A 19,147-nucleotide genomic window follows, 5' to 3' on the forward strand; every position below is an offset into this window, starting at 1 on the left:
CCGTCAACTTTCGCACCGTCTCCGGTCGGGAGCGACCCTTCTCGTCGAAATCGCCGAAGGCAGGACGCCTGGCCGGTCGACGCACACCGTGACGCGCAGGATGCGGTCATCGCCGGGTGCGGACGCTCCACGCCCGTCGGTGTTGCTCGTGCTGACCCACAGCGATCCGTCCGGGGCCGCGGCCACGGCCCGCAACCGGCCGTATGTGTCGTCGAACAGTGCCTGCGGTTCGCCGACATCGGTGCCAGCCCCGAGCGGTATCTGCCACAGCCGGCGCCCACGCAACGCCGCCATGTACGCCTGGCCGCCGATGATCGCGAGACCCGCCGGCGAGGCCTGGTCGGTGGACCAGGTGGTCATCGGTGCGATGAAGCGGGGATCGTCGGATTCGCCCTCGAACTGCGGCCACCCGTAATTGCCGCCGCGTTCGATGAGGTTGAGTTCATCGCGTCGGTCCTGACCGAATTCGCTGGCCCACAACCGCCCGGCGCCGTCGAACGCCAGGCCCTCGTTGTTGCGATGTCCCATCGACCACACCTCGTTGCCGAAGGGGTTATTCGGAGCCGGACGGCCGTCGTCGTCGACGCGCAGGATCTTGCCGTTCAACGCGTTGACATCCTGGGCGACCTCGGGCTGGGTCGCGTCGCCGACCGCGACATAGAGGAAGCCCTCGGGCCCACGAACGACGGCGCCGCCGTGATGGTTGAACGCGGTGTCGAGGCCGGTGATCAGCGGCCTCGGGTTCCAGACCCGTTCGCCGTCGAACTCCATCCGCACCAACCGGTTGTCACGTTCGGTGGTGTAGTACACGAACACCGTGTCCTCGTCGGTGCCGAGCGCGATGCCTTGCAGGCCTCCCTCGCCGCGGGGTGCGGCGTCGGAGATGTCCCCGACCGTGCGGACGTCCCCGTCGGGGGAGATCCGCACGATCGTGGCGTCGTCTCGCTGGGTCACCAGGGCCGAACCGTCACGCAGGAAGGTGATGGCCCACGGCACATTGAGGCCCTCGGCGACCGTCGCGGTCACCGTGGGCGACGCGGCGTCGGTCGTGGGTGGTGCATCGGACGTGAGGTCGGAGTCGGACGACGGCGACGTGATGGGCTCGACGTCGGCGCAGGAAGCGACGAAGCCGGCCACGCCCGCCAGCGCTCCGGCGGTCAAGAACTGTCGGCGGTCCATGACATCGATGGTGCCCGAATTGTCGGAAGCGTGCCCGCCCCGAATCTGCCGAACCACATCCGGTCGGCCACGCAGGTCGTCTCGCAACACGCAGGTCCGCTCCGAAGGCGCGGCTCGTCGACCGCTCGCGCGACCCGAGCCGACCCGCGCGATCCGAGTCCACCCGCGCGACGATCATCCGCCTCCGGCCGGTCCGACACCGACCGGCTAACGTCGCCAACATGGCGGCGAAGACGATTGCGGCGATCTGGGACGACGACCCGACATCGGCCCTGCTGTCCGGCGGATTTCGGGATGCCTGTGCCGCGGCCGGCGCACAGCGGCTCCAGGTGAACATCAGCGACGCCGCGGTGGCCGGGGCGATGCGGATCAGCGAATTCGACCCACCGATCGATGCGGTGGTGAGCATCTGGGCCGACGATCCGACCGACGTTCTCGACCTGCTCGATGTACGGGTGGGCGCAATGGCCGCCTGGCAGGTCGATGAACGCACCCCGCTGCACCCCGCGCTGCCGGCCGACGGCTCCCGGATCGACGCGCTGGCCAACGTCGCCTTCCTGCGGCGACCGGTCGACCTGCCGCGTGCCGACTGGCTGCGCATCTGGCTCGACGATCACACCCGCGTGGCGATCGAGACCCAGGCGACCTTCGGCTATGTCCAGAACATCGTCGAACGGGCGCTCACCCGGGACGCCCCGGTCGTCGACGCCATCGTCGAGGAGCTGTTCGCAATGGACGCGGTGTCCGACGTCCACGCGTTCTATGGCAGCGGGGGAGATCAGCAAGAGCTCGAACGTCGCATGACGCGAATGCTGGAGAGTGTTGCGCGGTTCGGCGCGCACCAGAATCTGGATGTCGTGCCGACGTCGCGGTACGACTTCGAAGTCGGGCCGCGGTGATCTCGATACGCTCGCTCGCCCGGGGGGCTCGCGGGCTACTCGATCACCGGTGGGGGCCGCGCGCCGGTGGAGTACCCCACCTGCTGGTTGAGTAGCGCCGCGCGAGCTTGCGAGCCGGCGCGTATCGAAACCCGGTGACCCGAGCCCGCGACGCCCGCTCCGTGAGGAACCTCCCGCAACGATTTGGGTCTGGCCAGCCAATTCTCTACACTTGAACGGTTGCCTGCCCGTGGCGGGCTGCTCACCACAACTGAACAGTCGCCGGTGCTGGTGAAAAGCCAGGGGCATCGGCGGCAAGAACCTTATGCACAACTATCCACTTCGTGGAAGGCCCACCGCAGGTCAGGGATCATTTTCCCGTGTCCGGCGCTGTATGGGAACCGCTACGAGAAAGGTTGACGGTCAACCATGACCATGACTGACCCGATCGCAGACTTCTTGACACGTCTGCGTAACGCCAACTCGGCGTTCCACGACGAGGTGACCCTGCCGTCGTCGAAGATCAAGGTGAACATCGCCGAGATCCTCAAGCGCGAGGGCTACATCACCGAGTACCGCACCGAAGATGCGGAGATCGGCAAGAACCTCGTCGTCACCCTGAAGTACGGCCCCAGCCGTGAGCGCAGCATCGCCGGTCTGCGTCGCGTGTCCAAGCCGGGCCTGCGGGTGTATGCAAAGTCCACCAACCTGCCCAAGGTGCTGGGCGGCCTCGGCGTGGCCATCATCTCCACGTCGTCGGGCCTGCTCACCGACCGCCAGGCAGCGAACCAGGGCGTGGGCGGCGAAGTCCTCGCCTACGTCTGGTAGGGGAGTCCTCACATGTCGCGTATTGGAAAGAGCCCCATCGAGATCCCTGCCGGCGTCGACGTCACCATCGACGGGCAGGACGTGCGGGTGAAGGGCCCCAAGGGTGAGCTGAGCGTCACTCTGTCGGAGCCGATCACCGTCGCCAAGGAAGGCAACACGATCGTTGTCACCCGGCCGAACGACGAGCGTCGCAACCGTTCCCTGCACGGCCTGAGCCGCACGCTGGTGAACAACCTCGTCGTCGGCGTCACGCAGGGCTACACCACGAAGATGGAGATCTTCGGTGTCGGCTACCGCGTGCAGGCCAAGGGCAGTGACCTCGAGTTCGCCCTGGGCTACAGCCATCCCGTTCCGATCGAGGCGCCCGAAGGCATCTCCTTCGCCGTGGAATCACCCACGAAGTTCTCGATCTCGGGTATCGACAAGCAGCAAGTCGGCCAGATCTCGGCGAACATCCGCCGCCTGCGTCGTCCGGACCCCTACAAGGGCAAGGGCATTCGCTACGAGGGTGAGCAGATCCGTCGCAAGGTCGGAAAGACGGGTAAGTAAGCCATGAGTGATACAGCAACCAAAACTGTTCGCAAGCCCCTGGGCAAGGACGTGTCGACGCGTCGTCGCACCGCGACCGCCAACCGGCACTTCCGTCTGCGCAAGAAGGTCAGCGGCACCCCCGAGCGTCCGCGTCTGTCGGTCAAGCGCAGCTCGCGCCACATCCACGTGCAGTTGATCGACGACCTGGCCGGCAAGACCCTGGCCGCGGCGTCGTCCATCGAGGCCGACGTTCGCGCCGCCGGTGGCGACAAGTCCGCGCAGGCCCGCAAGGTCGGCGAACTGATCGCCGCCCGTGCCAAGGCAGCTGGCGTCGAGACCGTCGTGTTCGACCGTGGTGGCAAGGAGTACCACGGCCGGATCGCCGCACTCGCCGACGCCGCCCGCGAGGGAGGGCTGACCTTCTGATGACCATCTACACCAGCTACACCACCATGACCGGAGGGAACCTCTGATGCCCGGACGTCAGCGTGACGGCGGAAACGGACCCGCCGGAAACGACAACAACGCCGCCACCGGCGGCAACAACGACCAGCGCGGCGAGCGTCGCGGCCGTGGTCGTCGCGACGACCGCGGCGGCCGTGATCGCGAGGATCGCAACCAGCTCGAGCGCGTGGTCGCCATCAACCGTGTCTCGAAGGTGGTGAAGGGTGGCCGTCGCTTCTCCTTCACCGCACTCGTGGTGGTCGGCGACGGCCAGGGCATGGTCGGTGTCGGCTACGGCAAGGCCAAGGAAGTCCCGGCCGCGATCCAGAAGGGCGTCGAAGAGGCTCGCAAGAACTTCTTCCGCGTGCCGCTGATCGGCGGCACGGTGACCCACCCGGTGCAGGGTGAGGCCGCCGCCGGTGTCGTGATGCTCCGTCCGGCCAGCCCCGGTACCGGTGTGATCGCCGGTGGCGCGGTGCGTGCCGTGCTGGAGTGCGCGGGCGTGCACGACGTGCTCGCCAAGAGCCTCGGCAGCGACAACGCGATCAACGTGGTCCACGCCACCGTTGCCGCGCTGAAGATGTTGCAGCGGCCGGAGGAGGTCGCCGCACGTCGTGGTCTGCCGATCGAAGATGTCGCACCCGCGGGCATGCTGCGGGCGCGCGCGGGCCAGGGAGCGTGAGAGTGATGGCAGAGCTGAAGATCACCCAGATCAAGGGCACCATCGGTACCAAACAGAACCAGCGTGACAGCCTGCGGACCCTCGGACTGAAGGGCATCCGCAAGTCGGTCACCCGCGAGGACACCCCGATCAACCGCGGCCTCATCAACGTGGTTCGGCACCTCGTGACAGTCGAAGAGGTCAAGTAATGACAATCAAGCTCCATCACCTTCGCCCCGCTCCGGGCGCGAAGACCGAGAAGACCCGTGTGGGTCGCGGTGAGGGGTCCAAGGGTAAGACCGCAGGCCGCGGCACCAAGGGAACCAAGGCGCGTAAGAACGTGCCCGCCGCCTTCGAGGGTGGCCAGATGCCGATCCACATGCGGTTGCCGAAGCTCAAGGGCTTCAAGAACAACAACCGGGTCGAGTACCAGGTCGTCAACGTGGGCGATATCGCACGGCTGTTCCCGCAGGGCGGCTCCATCGGTGTCGACGAGCTCGTCGCCGCCGGTGCGGTTCGTAAGAACCAGCTCGTCAAGGTGCTCGGCGACGGGGACCTCGGCGTGAAGGTCGACGTCACCGCCAACAAGTTCACGGCTTCGGCCAAGGAGAAGATCGCGGCTGCCGGCGGCAGCGCGACCGAACTCTGAGTCGTCACCGCTGACCGACGGACGGCTTCACGGACTTCCGTGCAGCCGTCCGTCGTGTCACGTCGGACAAGCCGGACACCGGGCCGTCGCGCTGACGAGCGCCGATGACGTGACTGTTAGAGTTCAAGCGTTGTCTTGACGCTTCGATCAACGTCGATTGCCGAGCACGTGGGGGATGCGAGTCCTCGTCGCGTGGTCGTTCCTAGGAGGAGTTAGTGCTTTCCCCCCTCGTCGCGGCCTTTAGGACGCCCGATCTGAGGAAGAAGATCCTCTTCGTCATCGGCATCATCGTGCTGTACCGGTTGGGAGCGACCATCCCATCGCCCGGCGTCGATTATCAGGCCGTACGAGCGTGCCTCGATGAGGTGTCGCAGGGCGACTCGGCCAACATCTACTCGCTGATCAGCCTGTTCTCGGGCGGCGCGCTGCTGCAGCTGTCCGTGTTCGCGATCGGCATCATGCCCTACATCACCGCCAGCATCATCGTGCAGCTGCTGACGGTGGTGATCCCACGCTTCGAGCAGCTGCGCAAGGAAGGTCAGTCCGGCCAGGCCAAGATGACGCAGTACACCCGCTACCTCACGGTGGCGCTGGCCCTGCTGCAGTCCACCGGCATCGTCGCACTCGCCGATCGCGGACAGCTACTGGCCGACTGTTCAGTCGGCGACCAGATCATCAACGACCAGTCGATCTTCGGTCTGGCCATCATCGTGCTGGTGATGACTGCCGGCGCCTGTGTGGTCATGTGGTTCGGCGAGCTCATCACCGAGCGCGGTGTCGGCAACGGCATGTCGCTGTTGATCTTCGCCGGTATCGCCGCCCGAATCCCGGCCGAGGGTAAAAACATCCTGGACACCCGTGGGGGACTGGTGTTCGGCCTGGTCTGCGTTGCGGCGCTGCTCATCGTCGCCGGCGTGGTGTTCATCGAGCAGGGCCAGCGCCGCATCCCGGTGCAGTACGCCAAACGCATGGTGGGCCGCAAGATGTACGGCGGATCGTCGACGTATCTGCCGCTGAAGGTCAACCAGGCCGGCGTCATCCCAGTGATCTTCGCCTCATCACTGCTGTATCTTCCGCAGCTCATCTTGCAGCTGACCCAGGATCCGGCGGGCGAACAGTCCACCTGGCAGCGCTACATCAGCGAGTACCTCACCGACCCGGGGAGCTGGGTCTACATCGTCGTGTACTTCCTGATGATCATCTTCTTCACCTACTTCTACGTCGCCGTCACCTTCAATCCGGAGGAGCGCGCCGAGGACATGAAGAAGTACGGCGGCTTCATCCCGGGAATCCGTCCGGGCCAGCCGACCGCCGACTACCTGGGCTATGTGTTGAGCCGCATCACACTGCCGGGGTCGATTTACCTGGGTATCATCGCCGTACTGCCCAACCTGTTCCTCGAGATCGGTAACAGCGGTGGTGTGCAGAACTTGCCATTTGGGGGCACGGCCGTGTTGATCATGGTCGGTGTGGGTCTGGACACGATGAAGCAAGTCAACAGTCAATTGATGCAACGTAAGTACGAAGGATTCCTCAAGTGAGACTCGTCATTCTCGGCCCCCCCGGCGCCGGCAAGGGTACCCAGGCGGAACTGCTGTCCGAGGCGATCGGCATCCCGCACATCTCCACCGGTGACCTGTTCCGTGCCAACATCTCCCAGGGAACCGCGGTCGGCATCGAGGCCAAGCGCTATCTCGATGCCGGTGACCTGGTGCCCTCGGAGATCACGGTCGACATGGTGCGTGCCCGGGTGGGCGAGCCCGATGCCGCCAAGGGATTCATTCTCGACGGATTCCCGCGCTCGACCGAGCAGGCCGACGCACTCAAAGACATTCTCGCCAAGCTCGACACCGGCCTCGATGCCGTGCTGTCGTTCGTCGTCGACACCGACGTCGTGGTGGAGCGGATGATGGCCCGTGGCCGCGCCGACGACACCGAAGAGGTGATCCGCAACCGGATGGCGGTCTACACCAAGGAGACCGCACCGTTGCTCGAGTACTACGGCGACGAGGTCAAGACCATCGACGCCGTCGGCGACGTGCAGGACGTCCACCAGCGTGTGCTCAGCGCGCTGGGTGCGGGCGTGTCCTGATCGGCACCACGGCACCGTAGCCCATCTGCTCATGGCTTTTCGTAAACCCAAACCTGTGCCGTTCCGGACGCCCGGTGAGGTCGACGCCATGGCGGCGGCCGGCGTGGTCGTCGGCGCCGCCCTCGTTGCGGTGCGCGCGGCCGCGACGGTCGGGGCCACCACCCTGGATCTCGACGAGGTCGCCGAGTCGGTGATCCGGGATGCCGGGGCGATCCCGTCCTTCAAGGGCTACCACGGCTTTCCCGGATCGATCTGCAGCTCGGTCAACGAGGTAGTGGTCCACGGCATCCCGTCGACGGATGTGGTCCTCGCCGAAGGCGACCTGGTGTCCATCGACTGCGGCGCCATTCTCGATGGTTGGCATGGTGACTCGGCATGGACGTTCGGGGTGGGGGAGCTCTCCACCGCCGATGCGGAACTGTCCGAGGCCACGCGTCTGTCGATGGAGGCCGGTATCGCCGCCATGGTCGACGGCGCCCGGCTCACCGACATCTCGCATGCCATCGAACTCGGTACCCGTGCCGCCGAACAGAAGTTCGGGCGTTCCTTCGGCATCGTCGCCGGGTACGGCGGTCACGGGATCGGCCGAGAGATGCACATGGAGCCGTTCCTCGCCAATGAGGGCAAACCCAACCGCGGTCCGCGGTTGGTGATCGGTTCGACGCTGGCCATCGAGCCGATGCTCACGTTGGGTACCACCGAGACATCGGTCCTCGACGACGACTGGACCGTCGTCACCGACGACGGGTCGCGCGCAGCGCACTGGGAGCACACCGTCGTGGTGACCGGCGACGGTCCGCGGATCCTCACCACACGCCCGAACTGATCGCTCACCTGCGCCGGAACGCAGGTGAACCGGGTGATGCGTTGCTAGGCTGACCTCCAGACGAAACCTGGACCGGACGGTGGGCGATGGTCACGACCGAGGAAACCGCGGCAAACGCAGACATCGCCGGTGGTGTCCGCGCAAGGATGTCCGATGCCCGGCGAATTGTCGGCCGCGTCCCATTCACCATCGGTCTGTGGTCGCTGATCCTCATCGTCGGTGTCATCACCGGATCGTTGTGGGGGCGGGCGCCGGAGAAGAGTTGGTACTCCGATGTGGCATTCGGTCTGCCGTCGCTCGGCGATCTCCGGTGGTGGACGCTGCTGTCGTCCGGCGTGGTGGAGACGAGCCCCGGCACATATGTGGTCGCGCTGATCGCGGTGGCTGTCGGGATCGGTTGGGCGGAATGGCGTTTGGGGACCGTTCGGGTGTCGATGGTCGCCATCGGTGGTTTCGTGCTGGCCGAGCTGATCTGCGCGATTGCGTTGTGGCTGTTGACCCGTGGTGGGCTGTCCTGGGGATGGGCCGAGCAACTGGCCGACACACGGACCACCGGCGCCATGACGATGGTGATCTGCGCCGTCGCGGTCGCGGCGGCGACCCTGCGCTCGCCGTGGCGACTTCGGCTGCGAGCGCTGCTGGCCGCGGCGGTCGCCATCACGTTTCTCTTCGAAGGGACGTTGGCGACCACGCAGTATGTGGTGGCGGTCGTGGTGATGCTGTGGATCGGTGAGAAATGGTTCAGCACTGACGAACACGGGTTCTTCGCTCGCACCCGACGGGAGGTTCGGCTGCTGGCCTGCATCGGTGTGCTGGTCATCGCGGCCGCGAGTCTGGTCGTGTGGATGTTCCCGACCGACGGACCGTTCGGGCCGACCGACGCCGCCGATGACGACTCCGTGTGGTCCATCCTGATCGGCGTCGTCATCAACGTGCTCATCGCCGATCAGCTCCGGCGCGGCCGTCGGTGGGCGTGGTGGGTGGCCGTGGTGCTGGGTTCGCTCACCGTCAGCATCACCGTCGTGGTCCTGGTGCTGCTCGCCGTGACGAGGGATTTCGACTCCGAGGGCTCCGTGACCATGGGGACGTCACTGCTGTGGGCCGTGGAGTTGGCCATCCTGATCCCCGGGCGGTTCGCCTTCCGGGTGCCGTGGCGGGTCAAGTACGACGGGCCTGCCGGCGACGATCCGGTCGCCGCCGTCAAGGATCTGGTGCGCGAGCACGGTGGCGGCACCATGTCGTGGATGATCACCTGGCCCGGAAACGATTACCTGTTCTCCGCGAACGGGTCCGGTGTGGTGGCGTATCAGAGCCACATGGGCACCCTGCTGGCATTGGCCGATCCCGTGTGTGACGACGACGAGCTGCTGCCGACCGTGCAGGGTTTCATCGATCTTGCGGAGCGGAGCGGGAAGACGCCCTGCTGGTTCTCGGTCGGTGCGGACACCGCCCGTGCGGCAGAGGAACTGGGCTGGCGCAGCGTGCAGATCGCCGAGGACACGATCGTCGACCTGACCGACCTCGCGTTCACCGGCAAGAAGTGGCAGCACGTGCGGTCGGCGCTGAACAAGGCCAAGAAGCAATCGATCTCATGCCGGGTGACGGATCTGTCCGCCGAACCGTTCTCGATCAAGTCGCAGGTCCGGGCCATCTCCGAGGAATGGGTGGGGGACAAGGGGCTGCCGGAAATGGGTTTCACGCTCGGCAGCGTCGACGAGGCGATGAATCCCGAGGTGCGGGTGGCGCTGGCGCTCGACGACGAGGGCAGTGTGCACGGCGTGCTGTCGTGGCTGCCGGTCTACGCTACCGGTGGCGAGATCCGCGGCTGGACCCTCGACATCATGCGTCGACGGACCGACGGCTTCGGGCCGGTCATCGAGTATCTGATCGCGTCATCTGCGGTGATCTTCTCTGGCGAAGGGGCACAGTTCATTTCCCTGTCCGGCGCACCGTTGGCGCACAGTGAGGACGCGCCGGAGCCCGAGCGGATGGATCGGGTGCTGGACAGTCTCGGTGCGGCGATGGAACCGTTCTACGGCTTTCGATCGCTACATGTCTTCAAGAAGAAGTTCAATCCACGCTATGAGGCGGTGTACCTCGCCTATCGCGACGAGGCCGACCTTCCGCGTATCGGCGTGGCGATCAGCAGGGCGTATCTTCCCGATGCGACTCCGCGTCAGCTGGTGCGGTTGGCCGCCTCGCGCGGCGGCGACTGATGGTGCCTCGTCGCTGCGAATGGGCTGCAACCCAGATTGTCCTGCGCAGGTCGAGAACCTTGCCATCGTTGATGACACCTGGCCGCCAGGGGCGCCGTGGTCACCTCCCTGGCCAACGACCTCAATCCACGCACGATCGCCGACGGGTACTCCGCGATCATCGAGAACGTCTATTCGGATCGAGAGTCATCCCCGATATGTTGGTCGATCCATCGCAGGACCGCGGGGTCGGTACTGCGTAGCCGAGTCATCTCTTCGCCCGCGTCACAGGTTCGCAGTGACACGACCGCTTCGTCGTGCCGTAGCGACAGAATCTCGACGACGCCACCTGAGTCGTGCCATCGACGTATGGACGATAGGGCATCCTCGTCGGTCATCGTCTCAGATCACACCCAGCGAGAGCATCGCGTCGGCCACATGGGTAAAAGACGCAATGTTGGCGCCCAGGACGTAGTCGCCCGGAACGCCGTACTCATCGGCGGTGGCCAGACAGGTGTGATGGATCGCGCTCATGATGTCGGAGAGACGATCCTCGGTGTGCTCGAAGCTCCAGGAATCGCGAGAAGCGTTCTGCTGCATCTCGAGTGCGCTCGTGGCGACGCCCCCCGCGTTGGCGGCTTTTCCGGGGGCGAACCGCACGCCCGCGCGAGCGAAAGCGCGAATCGCATCGGGCGTGCACGGCATGTTCGCGCCTTCGGCCACGATCTGGCAACCATTGTCGATCAGCGCCTGTGCGCCGTCGGCATCGAGTTCGTTCTGGGTGGCGCAGGGGATCGCGATGTCAGCGGGCACGTCCCAGATGGACCCGGAGGTGACCGAGCGGGCGCTCTCGCCGCGATGCTCCACATAGTCGGAGATGCGTCCGCGCTCGACTTCCTTCACCTGCTTCAACGCGGCGAGGTCGATCCCTTTGTCGTCGATGACATAGCCATTGGAGTCCGAACATGCCACGACGTGTCCACCGAGCTGCTGCACCTTCTCGATCGCATGAAGTGCCACGTTGCCGGAGCCGGATACCACGACCCGTCGGCCATCGAACTGCGCTCCCGACGCGGCCAACATCTCTTGGACGAAGTAGACGACGCCGTAGCCCGTCGCCTCGGTACGCACCTGGGAGCCGCCCCATGCAAGCCCCTTGCCGGTGAGCACTCCCGACTCATAGCGGTTGGTGATCCGCTTGTACTGACCGAAGAGATATCCGATTTCTCGGCCGCCTACGCCGGTGTCCCCGGCCGGTACATCGGTGTACTCGCCGATGTGCCGGTAGAGCTCGGTCATGAAGGACTGGCAGAAACGCATCACCTCACCGTCCGAGCGCCCCTTGGGGTCGAAATCGGCGCCCCCCTTGCCGCCGCCGATGGGCAGACCGGTCAGAGCGTTCTTGAAGATCTGCTCGAAGCCGAGGAACTTCACGACGCCCAGGTACACAGTGGGGTGAAAGCGGAGGCCACCCTTGTATGGTCCGAGCGCAGAATTGAACTCCACGCGAAACCCGCGGTTGATCTGGACTCTCCCGTCGTCGTCCACCCACGGAACGCGGAAGATGATCTGACGTTCCGGTTCGCAGAGCCGCTTGATGATGCCGGCATCTGCGTAGTGCGGATGCTGTGCCAACACCAGCCCGAGGCTGTCGAAGACCTCGTGCACCGCCTGGTGGAACTCTGCCTCGCCCGGATTGCGGGCGACGACCTCGTCGTAGAGATCGCTGATCTTTCCGTCGAGTCTCGTCACGTCTGCGCGACCTCCTGTCAAAATCTGTCTGTCGTCGCCTTCCAACGCGATGTGGTGAGGCGACAGCTCCTCGCGAGCCTATCGGTCGACAGAATCCCAGACGACATGACCATCGTCACGCACCCGGGCGCCGGTGCGGGGTGTGATCGACCAGTCGACCGTCGGGCATGCGCAGACGTTCACGACGGTGGACTTACCGGCTGTGCTCGCCGACTACCACCGACCTCATCCAGGGGTAAAGATCGAGTTCGTCGAGGACATCTCCGTGCTTGTGATGCAGAACCTGCTCCGAGGTATACGGCACCACCTCGACAGCAGATCCAGCCCACGATCCACCGACACCGACGCGCCGTCGATCATGATTGCGGACATCGATTCAACTCTGCCGCCATTGATCTCCGCGTGATACGTGATCGCCCGGGCGAGCTCTTCGGTGAACTCGAGACGCTCCCGCCTCGAGCGGCCCCGTCCGTCTGACATGACGAGCAGTCGACACGATTCCGCCGCGGCCGCGACATCGCCGGCAGTGGTCACCATTCGAGATCGATGGCGGAACATAGTGATTCGTTTCCGCCAGCTCGACGGCAGGAGAGTTGATGACGCAGCGGGAACCGGACAGGCGACCACCACGTGCTCACCGGCAGCCGGTGTATCGGTTCTATGTGGATCCCCGAGTGAGAACATGTGCACGCCAGGCTCCGACGTGGTTTCGGGCGAATCGCGGCGTGCGCCGTCCTCGGTGAGGGCCCCGAGTACCACGGTTGCCGGCTGGCAACTCGCGGTGATCACAGTGAGCGCGATCTCGCTCGCCGGGTGATTCAGAAACCTTGGACGGCGCGCACGTTCAGCTTGGTTGAACACACTCCAGGATGGTGATGGTACCGACCGTGCCGTTGGGAAGGCGGTACGAATGTCGCTCGCCCACAGAAGATCCCAAAACAGCCTGCCCCAGCGGGGAGTCGGGTGAGCAGGTCTCGACACCGACGAACGGCTCTTGGGTCGGATCGCCGACATGAATACGCGCGACATCATCGACGTCGTCATCGAAGGACACTGTCACGATTGATCCCTCTTGCGCGCGGCCCGGATCGTCGGACCGGATCGACCAACCGTCGCTGGAGGACGCGAGCATTGATCGTACGCGGACGAGTTGGGCGTCGAGCATCTCGACTACGCGTACTGCGCGATGGTAGTCGTCGTTGTTTTCGAGATCGCCCACGCTGCGTAGTTCGACCATCGCCGCATGCGCCGTGATCCGCTCCTGCGAAAGTCGATTGACCTCGTCATGTAGTTCAGCGCGGGGCCGAGTCTCGGGCCACATGGTTTCCACGATTGTCACGTCTCTCCTATAACTGCAACGGATTATGAATTCGAAGATTCGCGTTCAGCCGACGACCATGGGGGCCAACGTCGACAGTCCCAGGGCGGGATGGCGCAAGGCGATGTCTCGCCGTCCGCGCCGATCGGTGCTCGACACCAGCGTCAAAATCCAGGGAATGGTCTCCTCGGCCGACATCGACTGGTGTGTAGACGAATCGAGTGTCGTCAGGAGGTCGCGTGACAAGCTCTCCAACCGCGCGGCGGTGAGTCTGCCAGAACTGTCAGCGAAGGCCAGGCAGATGTCGTAGGTCGACGGACATGGTTCTTCGCGGCTCGAATTGGCCTGAGTCCACTGCCGCGCGAGCATCCGAGACGCCTTCTCCTCGACCACGCACGAGCGCATGGTCGGATGCGGAAACGCCTCGGCGGCTTGTTCGATTGCGGCCTCGACGAAAGCATCGCGACGAGCTCGCGACGCACACACTCGGATACGACACTCCATCACAACCGCTTTCACGGCCACTCACTCCTTTTCTGGTGCGGGTGCCATGGACACTAGCCCAAAAAAAAGAAAAAGCCAGTCGCTCGTCGTGCGCGGGATGATCGGGAAATTCACTGGTAGGAAATGAATGTCGATTTTCGTATACCTGCGCCACTGCGCCTGGGCCCGCCTGGACTTTGTGGGATTCTCGGCTATGGTCTCGAGGGAGCGGATTTTATCCGCGATCACTTTCGGCATTGAGGTAACGATGGCGGAGAAGAAGACCAGTTCCAAGCAAAAACGTCTGGCACTGAAAGCGCAGCGTCAACGTAAGCGCGCCGAGGTGGGCGCAGTCGCCATTCGCAAACGCAAGAGTGGTTGATGGCGGACCTGACGGTGGCCTCGGCGTTCTGTTCGAGACCTTGCACGAGCATTCTCGGCGGTAGCCGGCGTGCGGTACAGATCGACGGACCTGCGCGACGGCCACGAGCTGGTGTGACGCGAGGAATAGATATTCGGTAAGGCGCGTATTCTCGACTGCTTCTCGCCGTCGATGACCAGCGACCTTCGCTCCGATCCGTGCGGCATGTCGAAGCTGCGTGAACATCTGGTGACCCGCTCGGGCTTGCGCAGAGATGGGTCGGAGGCCACCTGGGGCTACTACATGGGTGTTTCGGTGGGTGATCGAGTGCGTGGTTGTCGCAGAACGGGCGTGGCACCTGCAGGAGCGTTCGATTGACCCGTGCTCTTCGACCCACGGACGGGTCGCGACCATCTCGACTATGCAGGACTCAATTGGCGCCCGACGGCACCGACGACGAGTTCTCCTTGGGCAGATAGGGCTCCAGGGCGGCGGCGAGTTTGTCCGGTGTCATCGACTGTAACCAGGGCCGGCCCGCGCTGCCGAAGACACCGACTCCGAGTTTGCGCTGCAGCCCCACCCATACCTCGATGTCGTTGGTGCTGGCCACGAAGGAGCCGCTCCGCACCATGAACTGGTCTGCCGCGGAGATCTGGAGATGCTGGATCTCGCCGGGCATACTGGCCGCGAGGGCGACAGAACCCCCGTGCGACGGCGGTGTGTCCTTCGACAGGAACAACTGTCCGCCGCCGAGCATCCGTTCGAGACCCCCGTGAAACCGTTCTCGCCGCCGGAGCCGAACGCCGGGGGACGTCACCATGTCGAACGAGGTGTGAGCCAGGCGACGTCGCCGCCCTCGGCGATGATGTGCTCGCCGGGATCGAGGGTCAGTTCGAGGACGGGCATGGTGGTGCCGTTGATCTGGGTCTGCACGACCTCAGCTTAAGACGACGATGTCACCGCCGCCTGGGTTTGCACCCGATCGGCACGCGTGTAGAGCACCATCGACTCGCCGCGGGAGAACCCGACAAGGGTGATGCCGCGTTCGTCGGCCAGGTCCGCGGCCAGCGACGACGGCGCCGATACCGCCGACAACATCGGTATCCCCGCCATCGCCGCCTTCTGCACGAGCTCGAAGCTGGCGCGACCGGACACCTGAAGAATGTGCCCGCGCAAGGGAAGTCGTTGCGCGGCGGCCGCCCAACCGATCACCTTGTCCACCGCGTTGTGGCGCCCCACATCCTCACGGAGTGCCACGATGTCGCCGGATGCGGCGTCGACGAGCGCCGCCGCGTGCAGCCCACCGGTTTTGTCGAACACCGACTGTCCTGCACGTAGCCGCGTCGGAAGGTCCAGCAGGAACTCGGGGTCGACGACCAGCGGGTCGGACCCGGGATGAAAAGCCGATCGGGTGGTCACCGCGTCGATGCTGTCCTTGCCGCACACCCCACACGCACTGGTGGTGGTGAAGCTGCGTGCCAGCTCCGGTGCCGGCGGCGGCACCTCCGGGGTCAGTGCGACATCGAGCACGTTGTAGGTGTTGACGCCGTCTTCGGTGGCCCCGGCGCAATAGCGGGCGCCCCGGACCTGATCGCCGCCGGTGATCACCCCCTCGGACACGAGAAAGCCGAACGCCAGATCAACGTCATTGCCGGGTGTGCGCATGGTGACGACCAACGGGCGACCGTTGACGCGGATCTCGAGCGGCTCCTCGACGGCGAGCACGTCGGCGCGCGCCGATGGCGGTGCGTTACGCCGAATCCTGGTTACCCGCCGACGGGTGGTGATACGTCCCACGTGGTCAGCCTACCGATGCTCGGAGGCCTGATCAGACGTCGACGATCAATGTGACCGGCCCGTCGTTGGTCAGGCAGACCTCCATGTGCGCACCGAAGCGGCCGGTGGCGACCGTCGCGCCCAGCTCGCGCAGCGTGTCGACGACCGCATCGACGAGCGGTTCGGCCACCGACCCCGGCGCGGCCCCGTTCCACGACGGCCGTCGGCCCTTCGCGGTGTTCGCATACAGCGTGAACTGGCTGATCACCAGGATCGGTGCGTCGAGGTCGGCGGCCGACGCCTGTGTGTCGTCTCCGTCGAGGATGCGCAGCCGCCAGATCTTGTCCGCCAGCGTGGCGGCGTGCGCGGAGGTGTCGTCGTGGGTGACTCCGACAAGTGCGACGAGGCCGTGCCGGCCGTCGGAGAGATCGAGCTCGCCGACCGTCTCGTCATCGACGGCCACCGACGCCCGACTCACCCGTTGGATCACTGCACGCATGCGCACCAGCCTGCCACGAGGCCGGCACGGCCACCCGCGCCGGTCGTGCGGCGGCAGTCGGGACCTTCTGCTCTGGTCGTCGTCGGGCTGCAGGGTGACGATGGTCACATGTCGAAGGTTCTCGTGGCATATGCCAGCAAGCATCACGCGACCGCCGAGATCGCCGAGGCGATCGCCGCGGAACTGCGCACCCGTGGCCTCGACGCCGACTGCGTCGAGGCGGCGCAGGCCGGGGTATCAGGCAGTGATCCTGGGCAGTGCGGTGTACACGGGTCGTTGGCGCAAACACGCACGCGACTTCCTGGCGCACAACCACGACGTTCTGGCCACCATGCCGCTGTGGATCTTCAGTTCCGGACCGACCGGTGAGCATGCCGCCGAACAACTCGACGACGACTCGCGGTGGCTCGAACCGCACAAAGTCCTCGAACTCGCCGAGGCGGCCGGGATGCGCGGACACATGGTGTTCGCGGGCAAGGTCCCCGACGACCCGCACGGCTTCATGGAGAAATCCGTCGCCCGCCACACCCCGCAGGCCTACCGGGACGCGCGGGACTGGGACGCGATCCGGCAGTGGGCCGACGAGATCGCCGACGAACTCAGCTCAACGCGTAGGTGACCGTCACCGAGAAGGTGAGGGTCTGCTCGCCCGGTTCGATCGGGACCGAAGCAGCCGCCACGGCCGAATCACGTTGCACCGTGGTCGGTTGCTGCTGACCGCTGGTCGATTCGGTGATCGTCTGGACTTTACCCAGCGAGTCGCCGGCCAGCGACGCGTACTGCTCGGCACGGGCGCGCGCATCGTCGAAGGCCGCTTCGCGCGCCTGTTTCATCAGTTCCGAGTCGTCGTCGATGGCGAAGGCGACGTTGCTGATTCGGGTGTTGTCGCCGCCGGCGGTGGCTGCCGCGGCGAGGACATCCGAGGCCGCTGCGATGTCGCGAATGGTGACCCGGATGGTGTTGGTCGCCTGATAGCCGGTGATCTCGCCCGAGGTGCCCGGCGCGGGGTTGGTGTAGCGCGGAGACAGATTCACCTGTTGGGTCTGGATGTCGCTGCGTTCGACCCCGGCCTCGACCACCGCGTCGGTGACCTTGCGGACCTGTGCACTCGACTCGTTGAGCGCGCTCGAGACATCGGGGCCGGTTGCCTCGACACCGATGTCGGCGCGCAATGTGTCGGGCACCCCGGTCACCTCACCGCTGCCGTTGACAGTCACCGTCCGCGGGTCGCCGCCGCTGCCACCACCATCGCCGCACGCCGTGAGGAACAGCAGCGCGACGACCCCGACGACGGCCGCGGCGGCCCGCACCGGGCGCGGCCGGTTCACACCGACTCCTTCATCAACAGCCCGAGCATCCACCCGACGATCGAGATCACGATCGCCCCGAAGATCGCCGACCAGAAGAAACTGTCGACCTCAAGACCCCAGTGGGTGGTGTTGCGGGTGATCCAGGCGGTCATCTCGAGCATGAATGCGTTGATGACCACGTGGATGAGGCCGAGCGTCAGGATGTAGAGCGGGATCGACAGGATCTGCACGATCGGTTTGATGAAGGCGTTGACGACACCGAAGATCAACGCCACGACCACGACGATGCCGAACTGTTGCCAACCCGTCGAACCCCCGACGAAGTCCAGGCCCGGCACGATCAGGGTCGCGATCCACAGGGCGAACCCGGTGAACGCCGAACGAATCAAGAACGCGGACATGGCAGACAGTGTGCCAGGCCGGCCACATCATCCGCGCGGTTGCCACGCATCCGCGCATGTCTCGACAAGCGCGGATGCGTGGCAGGTGCGCGGATGGCATGGACGGTCAAACATCCGGTGGTTCAGCCGATCTGCAGCGGGAAGAAGACCGTGTAGATCAACGTGATGACGAAGTTCACTCCGATGATCGCCACCGTCGAGACCACCACCGTGGCGTTGACACCGTCGGCCACGCCGCGTGGCCCGCCCTTCGCCTCGAGCCCGCGCTGACAACCGATGACCGCGATGATCACCCCGAAGATGGACGCCTTGACCATCGCGAGCAGCATGTCGCGCTGTGAGGCGAAGGAGCCGAACGACTGCCAGTAGCTGCCGGGCCCGACACCCTGCATGGTGACTGCGAGATAAAAGGCGGCGAGAACACCGACCACCACGATGAAGATCGCCAGGAGCGGTGCCACCACCGCGGCGGCGATCACCCGGGGTACCACCAGCCGTTGGATGGGGTCGACACCCATGGTGCGCATGGCGTCGATTTCCTCGCGGACCGTGCGCGCGCCGAGGTCGGCGGCAATCGCCGAGGCACCTGCCCCGCCGAGCAGAATCCCGGCGGCCAGCGGTGCGGCCTGCTGGATGACGGCGAATCCGGATGCGGCGCCCAATAGCGACTGAGCACCCAGCTGGTTGATGATGTTGCCGATCTGGATGGTCACGATCACGCCGAACGGGATGGCCATCAGGAAGGCCGGCAACGCGGTGACACTCACCAGATACCAGGCCATGACCACGGCCTCGCGGACCTTGAGCTGACCGCGGACGAGGTCGAGCGCCATCTGGAGCATCGCGACGATCGACAGCCGGAATGTGCGGCCGAGTGTCCGCACCGGGCCGAGCGCGTTGTCGGAGAAATTGGCGGAGAAGGCGTCGAGGGCGGGGCTGCGTGAGGCTCGGCTCATCGTCATCG

24 protein-coding genes are annotated in these 19,147 nt (G+C 65.4%); 14 read left to right on the forward strand and 10 right to left on the reverse strand.

All coding sequences use genetic code 11. From position 1 onward, the window contains the following. Window positions 1-3 precede the first annotated feature (3 nt). On the reverse strand, window positions 4-1,179 hold the full coding sequence (locus tag VX037_RS00595) for a PQQ-dependent sugar dehydrogenase (RefSeq protein WP_235724976.1): 1,176 nt from the start codon (window positions 1,177-1,179) through the stop codon (window positions 4-6). A 221-nt stretch (window positions 1,180-1,400) separates the two neighbouring features. Between VX037_RS00595 and VX037_RS00600 the strand changes: the two genes are divergently transcribed. The 11 genes from VX037_RS00600 to VX037_RS00650 all read left to right on the forward strand — a co-directional run bounded on the left by VX037_RS00600 (window position 1,401) and on the right by VX037_RS00650 (window position 10,304). Further along, window positions 1,401-2,078: a YjbH domain-containing protein gene (locus VX037_RS00600; protein ID WP_235724977.1), complete on the forward strand. Its 678-nt coding sequence runs from the start codon at window positions 1,401-1,403 to the stop codon at window positions 2,076-2,078. 408 nt (window positions 2,079-2,486) lie between these two features. Then, window positions 2,487-2,885: a 30S ribosomal protein S8 gene (gene rpsH, locus VX037_RS00605; protein WP_235724978.1), complete on the forward strand. Its 399-nt coding sequence runs from the start codon at window positions 2,487-2,489 to the stop codon at window positions 2,883-2,885. Window positions 2,886-2,897: 12 nt separating this feature from the next. After that, window positions 2,898-3,434 carry a 50S ribosomal protein L6 gene (rplF, locus tag VX037_RS00610; RefSeq protein ID WP_328712865.1) on the forward strand — a complete coding sequence of 179 codons (537 nt, stop codon included), beginning with the start codon at window positions 2,898-2,900 and terminating at the stop codon, window positions 3,432-3,434. Window positions 3,435-3,437: 3 nt separating this feature from the next. Further along, the gene (gene rplR / locus VX037_RS00615; RefSeq protein WP_235724980.1) at window positions 3,438-3,842 is read left to right on the forward strand and encodes a 50S ribosomal protein L18; all 405 of its coding nucleotides are present in this window, start codon (window positions 3,438-3,440) and stop codon (window positions 3,840-3,842) included. Between the two features lie 46 nt (window positions 3,843-3,888). Continuing rightward, the gene (gene rpsE, locus VX037_RS00620; protein WP_235724981.1) at window positions 3,889-4,542 is read left to right on the forward strand and encodes a 30S ribosomal protein S5; all 654 of its coding nucleotides are present in this window, start codon (window positions 3,889-3,891) and stop codon (window positions 4,540-4,542) included. 5 nt (window positions 4,543-4,547) lie between these two features. Continuing rightward, window positions 4,548-4,730 carry a 50S ribosomal protein L30 gene (gene rpmD / locus VX037_RS00625; RefSeq protein ID WP_187589711.1) on the forward strand — a complete coding sequence of 61 codons (183 nt, stop codon included), beginning with the start codon at window positions 4,548-4,550 and terminating at the stop codon, window positions 4,728-4,730. Beyond that, window positions 4,730-5,170 (forward strand): 50S ribosomal protein L15, encoded by a 441-nt coding sequence (gene rplO, locus VX037_RS00630; protein WP_235724982.1) that lies wholly within the window; start codon window positions 4,730-4,732, stop codon window positions 5,168-5,170. Before rpmD ends, rplO begins: the two co-directional genes overlap by 1 nt. Before the next feature lie 215 nt (window positions 5,171-5,385). Next, complete coding sequence (secY, locus tag VX037_RS00635; protein ID WP_235724983.1) at window positions 5,386-6,711, forward strand: preprotein translocase subunit SecY; 1,326 nt, start codon at window positions 5,386-5,388, stop codon at window positions 6,709-6,711. Continuing rightward, window positions 6,708-7,262, forward strand: coding sequence for an adenylate kinase (locus VX037_RS00640; protein ID WP_328712867.1), 555 nt, complete (start codon window positions 6,708-6,710; stop codon window positions 7,260-7,262). The genes secY and VX037_RS00640 overlap by 4 nt, the downstream gene beginning before the upstream one ends. 31 nt (window positions 7,263-7,293) lie before the next feature. Continuing rightward, complete coding sequence (gene map / locus VX037_RS00645) at window positions 7,294-8,088, forward strand: type I methionyl aminopeptidase (RefSeq protein ID WP_266061530.1); 795 nt, start codon at window positions 7,294-7,296, stop codon at window positions 8,086-8,088. A 146-nt stretch (window positions 8,089-8,234) separates the two neighbouring features. Continuing rightward, window positions 8,235-10,304, forward strand: a complete 2,070-nt coding sequence (locus VX037_RS00650) for a bifunctional lysylphosphatidylglycerol flippase/synthetase MprF (protein WP_328713034.1) — start codon at window positions 8,235-8,237, stop codon at window positions 10,302-10,304. Window positions 10,305-10,685: 381 nt separating this feature from the next. Here the strand turns inward: VX037_RS00650 and gdhA are convergent, their stop codons facing one another. Beyond that, window positions 10,686-12,035: an NADP-specific glutamate dehydrogenase gene (gene gdhA / locus VX037_RS00655; protein ID WP_235724986.1), complete on the reverse strand. Its 1,350-nt coding sequence runs from the start codon at window positions 12,033-12,035 to the stop codon at window positions 10,686-10,688. A gap of 142 nt (window positions 12,036-12,177) precedes the next feature. Here gdhA and VX037_RS00660 point away from each other — a divergent pair, with 142 nt between their 5' ends. Then, window positions 12,178-12,441 carry a hypothetical protein gene (locus VX037_RS00660; protein ID WP_328712868.1) on the forward strand — a complete coding sequence of 88 codons (264 nt, stop codon included), beginning with the start codon at window positions 12,178-12,180 and terminating at the stop codon, window positions 12,439-12,441. A gap of 438 nt (window positions 12,442-12,879) precedes the next feature. Here VX037_RS00660 and VX037_RS00665 read toward each other — a convergent pair whose 3' ends face one another. Together VX037_RS00665 and VX037_RS00670 are read right to left on the reverse strand one after the other, a co-directional pair. Beyond that, complete coding sequence (locus VX037_RS00665) at window positions 12,880-13,374, reverse strand: GreA/GreB family elongation factor (protein ID WP_328712870.1); 495 nt, start codon at window positions 13,372-13,374, stop codon at window positions 12,880-12,882. Between the two features lie 45 nt (window positions 13,375-13,419). After that, on the reverse strand, window positions 13,420-13,878 hold the full coding sequence (locus VX037_RS00670; protein WP_328712871.1) for a hypothetical protein: 459 nt from the start codon (window positions 13,876-13,878) through the stop codon (window positions 13,420-13,422). A gap of 106 nt (window positions 13,879-13,984) precedes the next feature. On the opposite strand from VX037_RS00670, the gene VX037_RS00675 reads away from it, so the two are divergent. Further along, window positions 13,985-14,218, forward strand: a complete 234-nt coding sequence (locus VX037_RS00675) for a hypothetical protein (protein WP_235724989.1) — start codon at window positions 13,985-13,987, stop codon at window positions 14,216-14,218. A 409-nt stretch (window positions 14,219-14,627) separates the two neighbouring features. Here the strand turns inward: VX037_RS00675 and VX037_RS00680 are convergent, their stop codons facing one another. From VX037_RS00680 to dtd, 3 genes are all read right to left on the reverse strand, one after another. Then, window positions 14,628-15,017: an AIM24 family protein gene (locus VX037_RS00680; RefSeq protein WP_328712874.1), complete on the reverse strand. Its 390-nt coding sequence runs from the start codon at window positions 15,015-15,017 to the stop codon at window positions 14,628-14,630. Window positions 15,018-15,139: 122 nt separating this feature from the next. Continuing rightward, window positions 15,140-15,994 carry a formate dehydrogenase accessory sulfurtransferase FdhD gene (fdhD, locus tag VX037_RS00685; protein WP_328712877.1) on the reverse strand — a complete coding sequence of 285 codons (855 nt, stop codon included), beginning with the start codon at window positions 15,992-15,994 and terminating at the stop codon, window positions 15,140-15,142. 31 nt (window positions 15,995-16,025) lie between these two features. Next, the gene (gene dtd, locus VX037_RS00690) at window positions 16,026-16,472 is read right to left on the reverse strand and encodes a D-aminoacyl-tRNA deacylase (RefSeq protein WP_328712879.1); all 447 of its coding nucleotides are present in this window, start codon (window positions 16,470-16,472) and stop codon (window positions 16,026-16,028) included. 193 nt (window positions 16,473-16,665) lie between these two features. Between dtd and VX037_RS00695 the strand changes: the two genes are divergently transcribed. Next, a complete protein-coding gene (locus VX037_RS00695) occupies window positions 16,666-17,091 on the forward strand; it encodes a flavodoxin domain-containing protein (RefSeq protein ID WP_328712881.1) in 426 nt (141 codons plus the stop codon). On the opposite strand, the gene VX037_RS00700 is transcribed toward VX037_RS00695, so the two are convergent. The 3 genes from VX037_RS00700 to VX037_RS00710 all read right to left on the reverse strand — a co-directional run bounded on the left by VX037_RS00700 (window position 17,072) and on the right by VX037_RS00710 (window position 19,145). Beyond that, window positions 17,072-17,800 (reverse strand): SIMPL domain-containing protein, encoded by a 729-nt coding sequence (locus VX037_RS00700; protein WP_328712882.1) that lies wholly within the window; start codon window positions 17,798-17,800, stop codon window positions 17,072-17,074. The two genes, VX037_RS00695 and VX037_RS00700, sit on opposite strands and share 20 nt — an antisense overlap. After that, a complete protein-coding gene (locus tag VX037_RS00705) occupies window positions 17,797-18,183 on the reverse strand; it encodes a phage holin family protein (protein ID WP_328712884.1) in 387 nt (128 codons plus the stop codon). Before VX037_RS00705 ends, VX037_RS00700 begins: the two co-directional genes overlap by 4 nt. A gap of 122 nt (window positions 18,184-18,305) precedes the next feature. Continuing rightward, a complete protein-coding gene (locus VX037_RS00710) occupies window positions 18,306-19,145 on the reverse strand; it encodes an ABC transporter permease (protein ID WP_372475197.1) in 840 nt (279 codons plus the stop codon). Window positions 19,146-19,147: the final 2 nt, after the last annotated feature.

The organism is Gordonia sp. Z-3 (assembly GCF_036233855.1).
Taxonomy (GTDB): Bacteria; Actinomycetota; Actinomycetes; order Mycobacteriales; family Mycobacteriaceae; genus Gordonia; species Gordonia tangerina.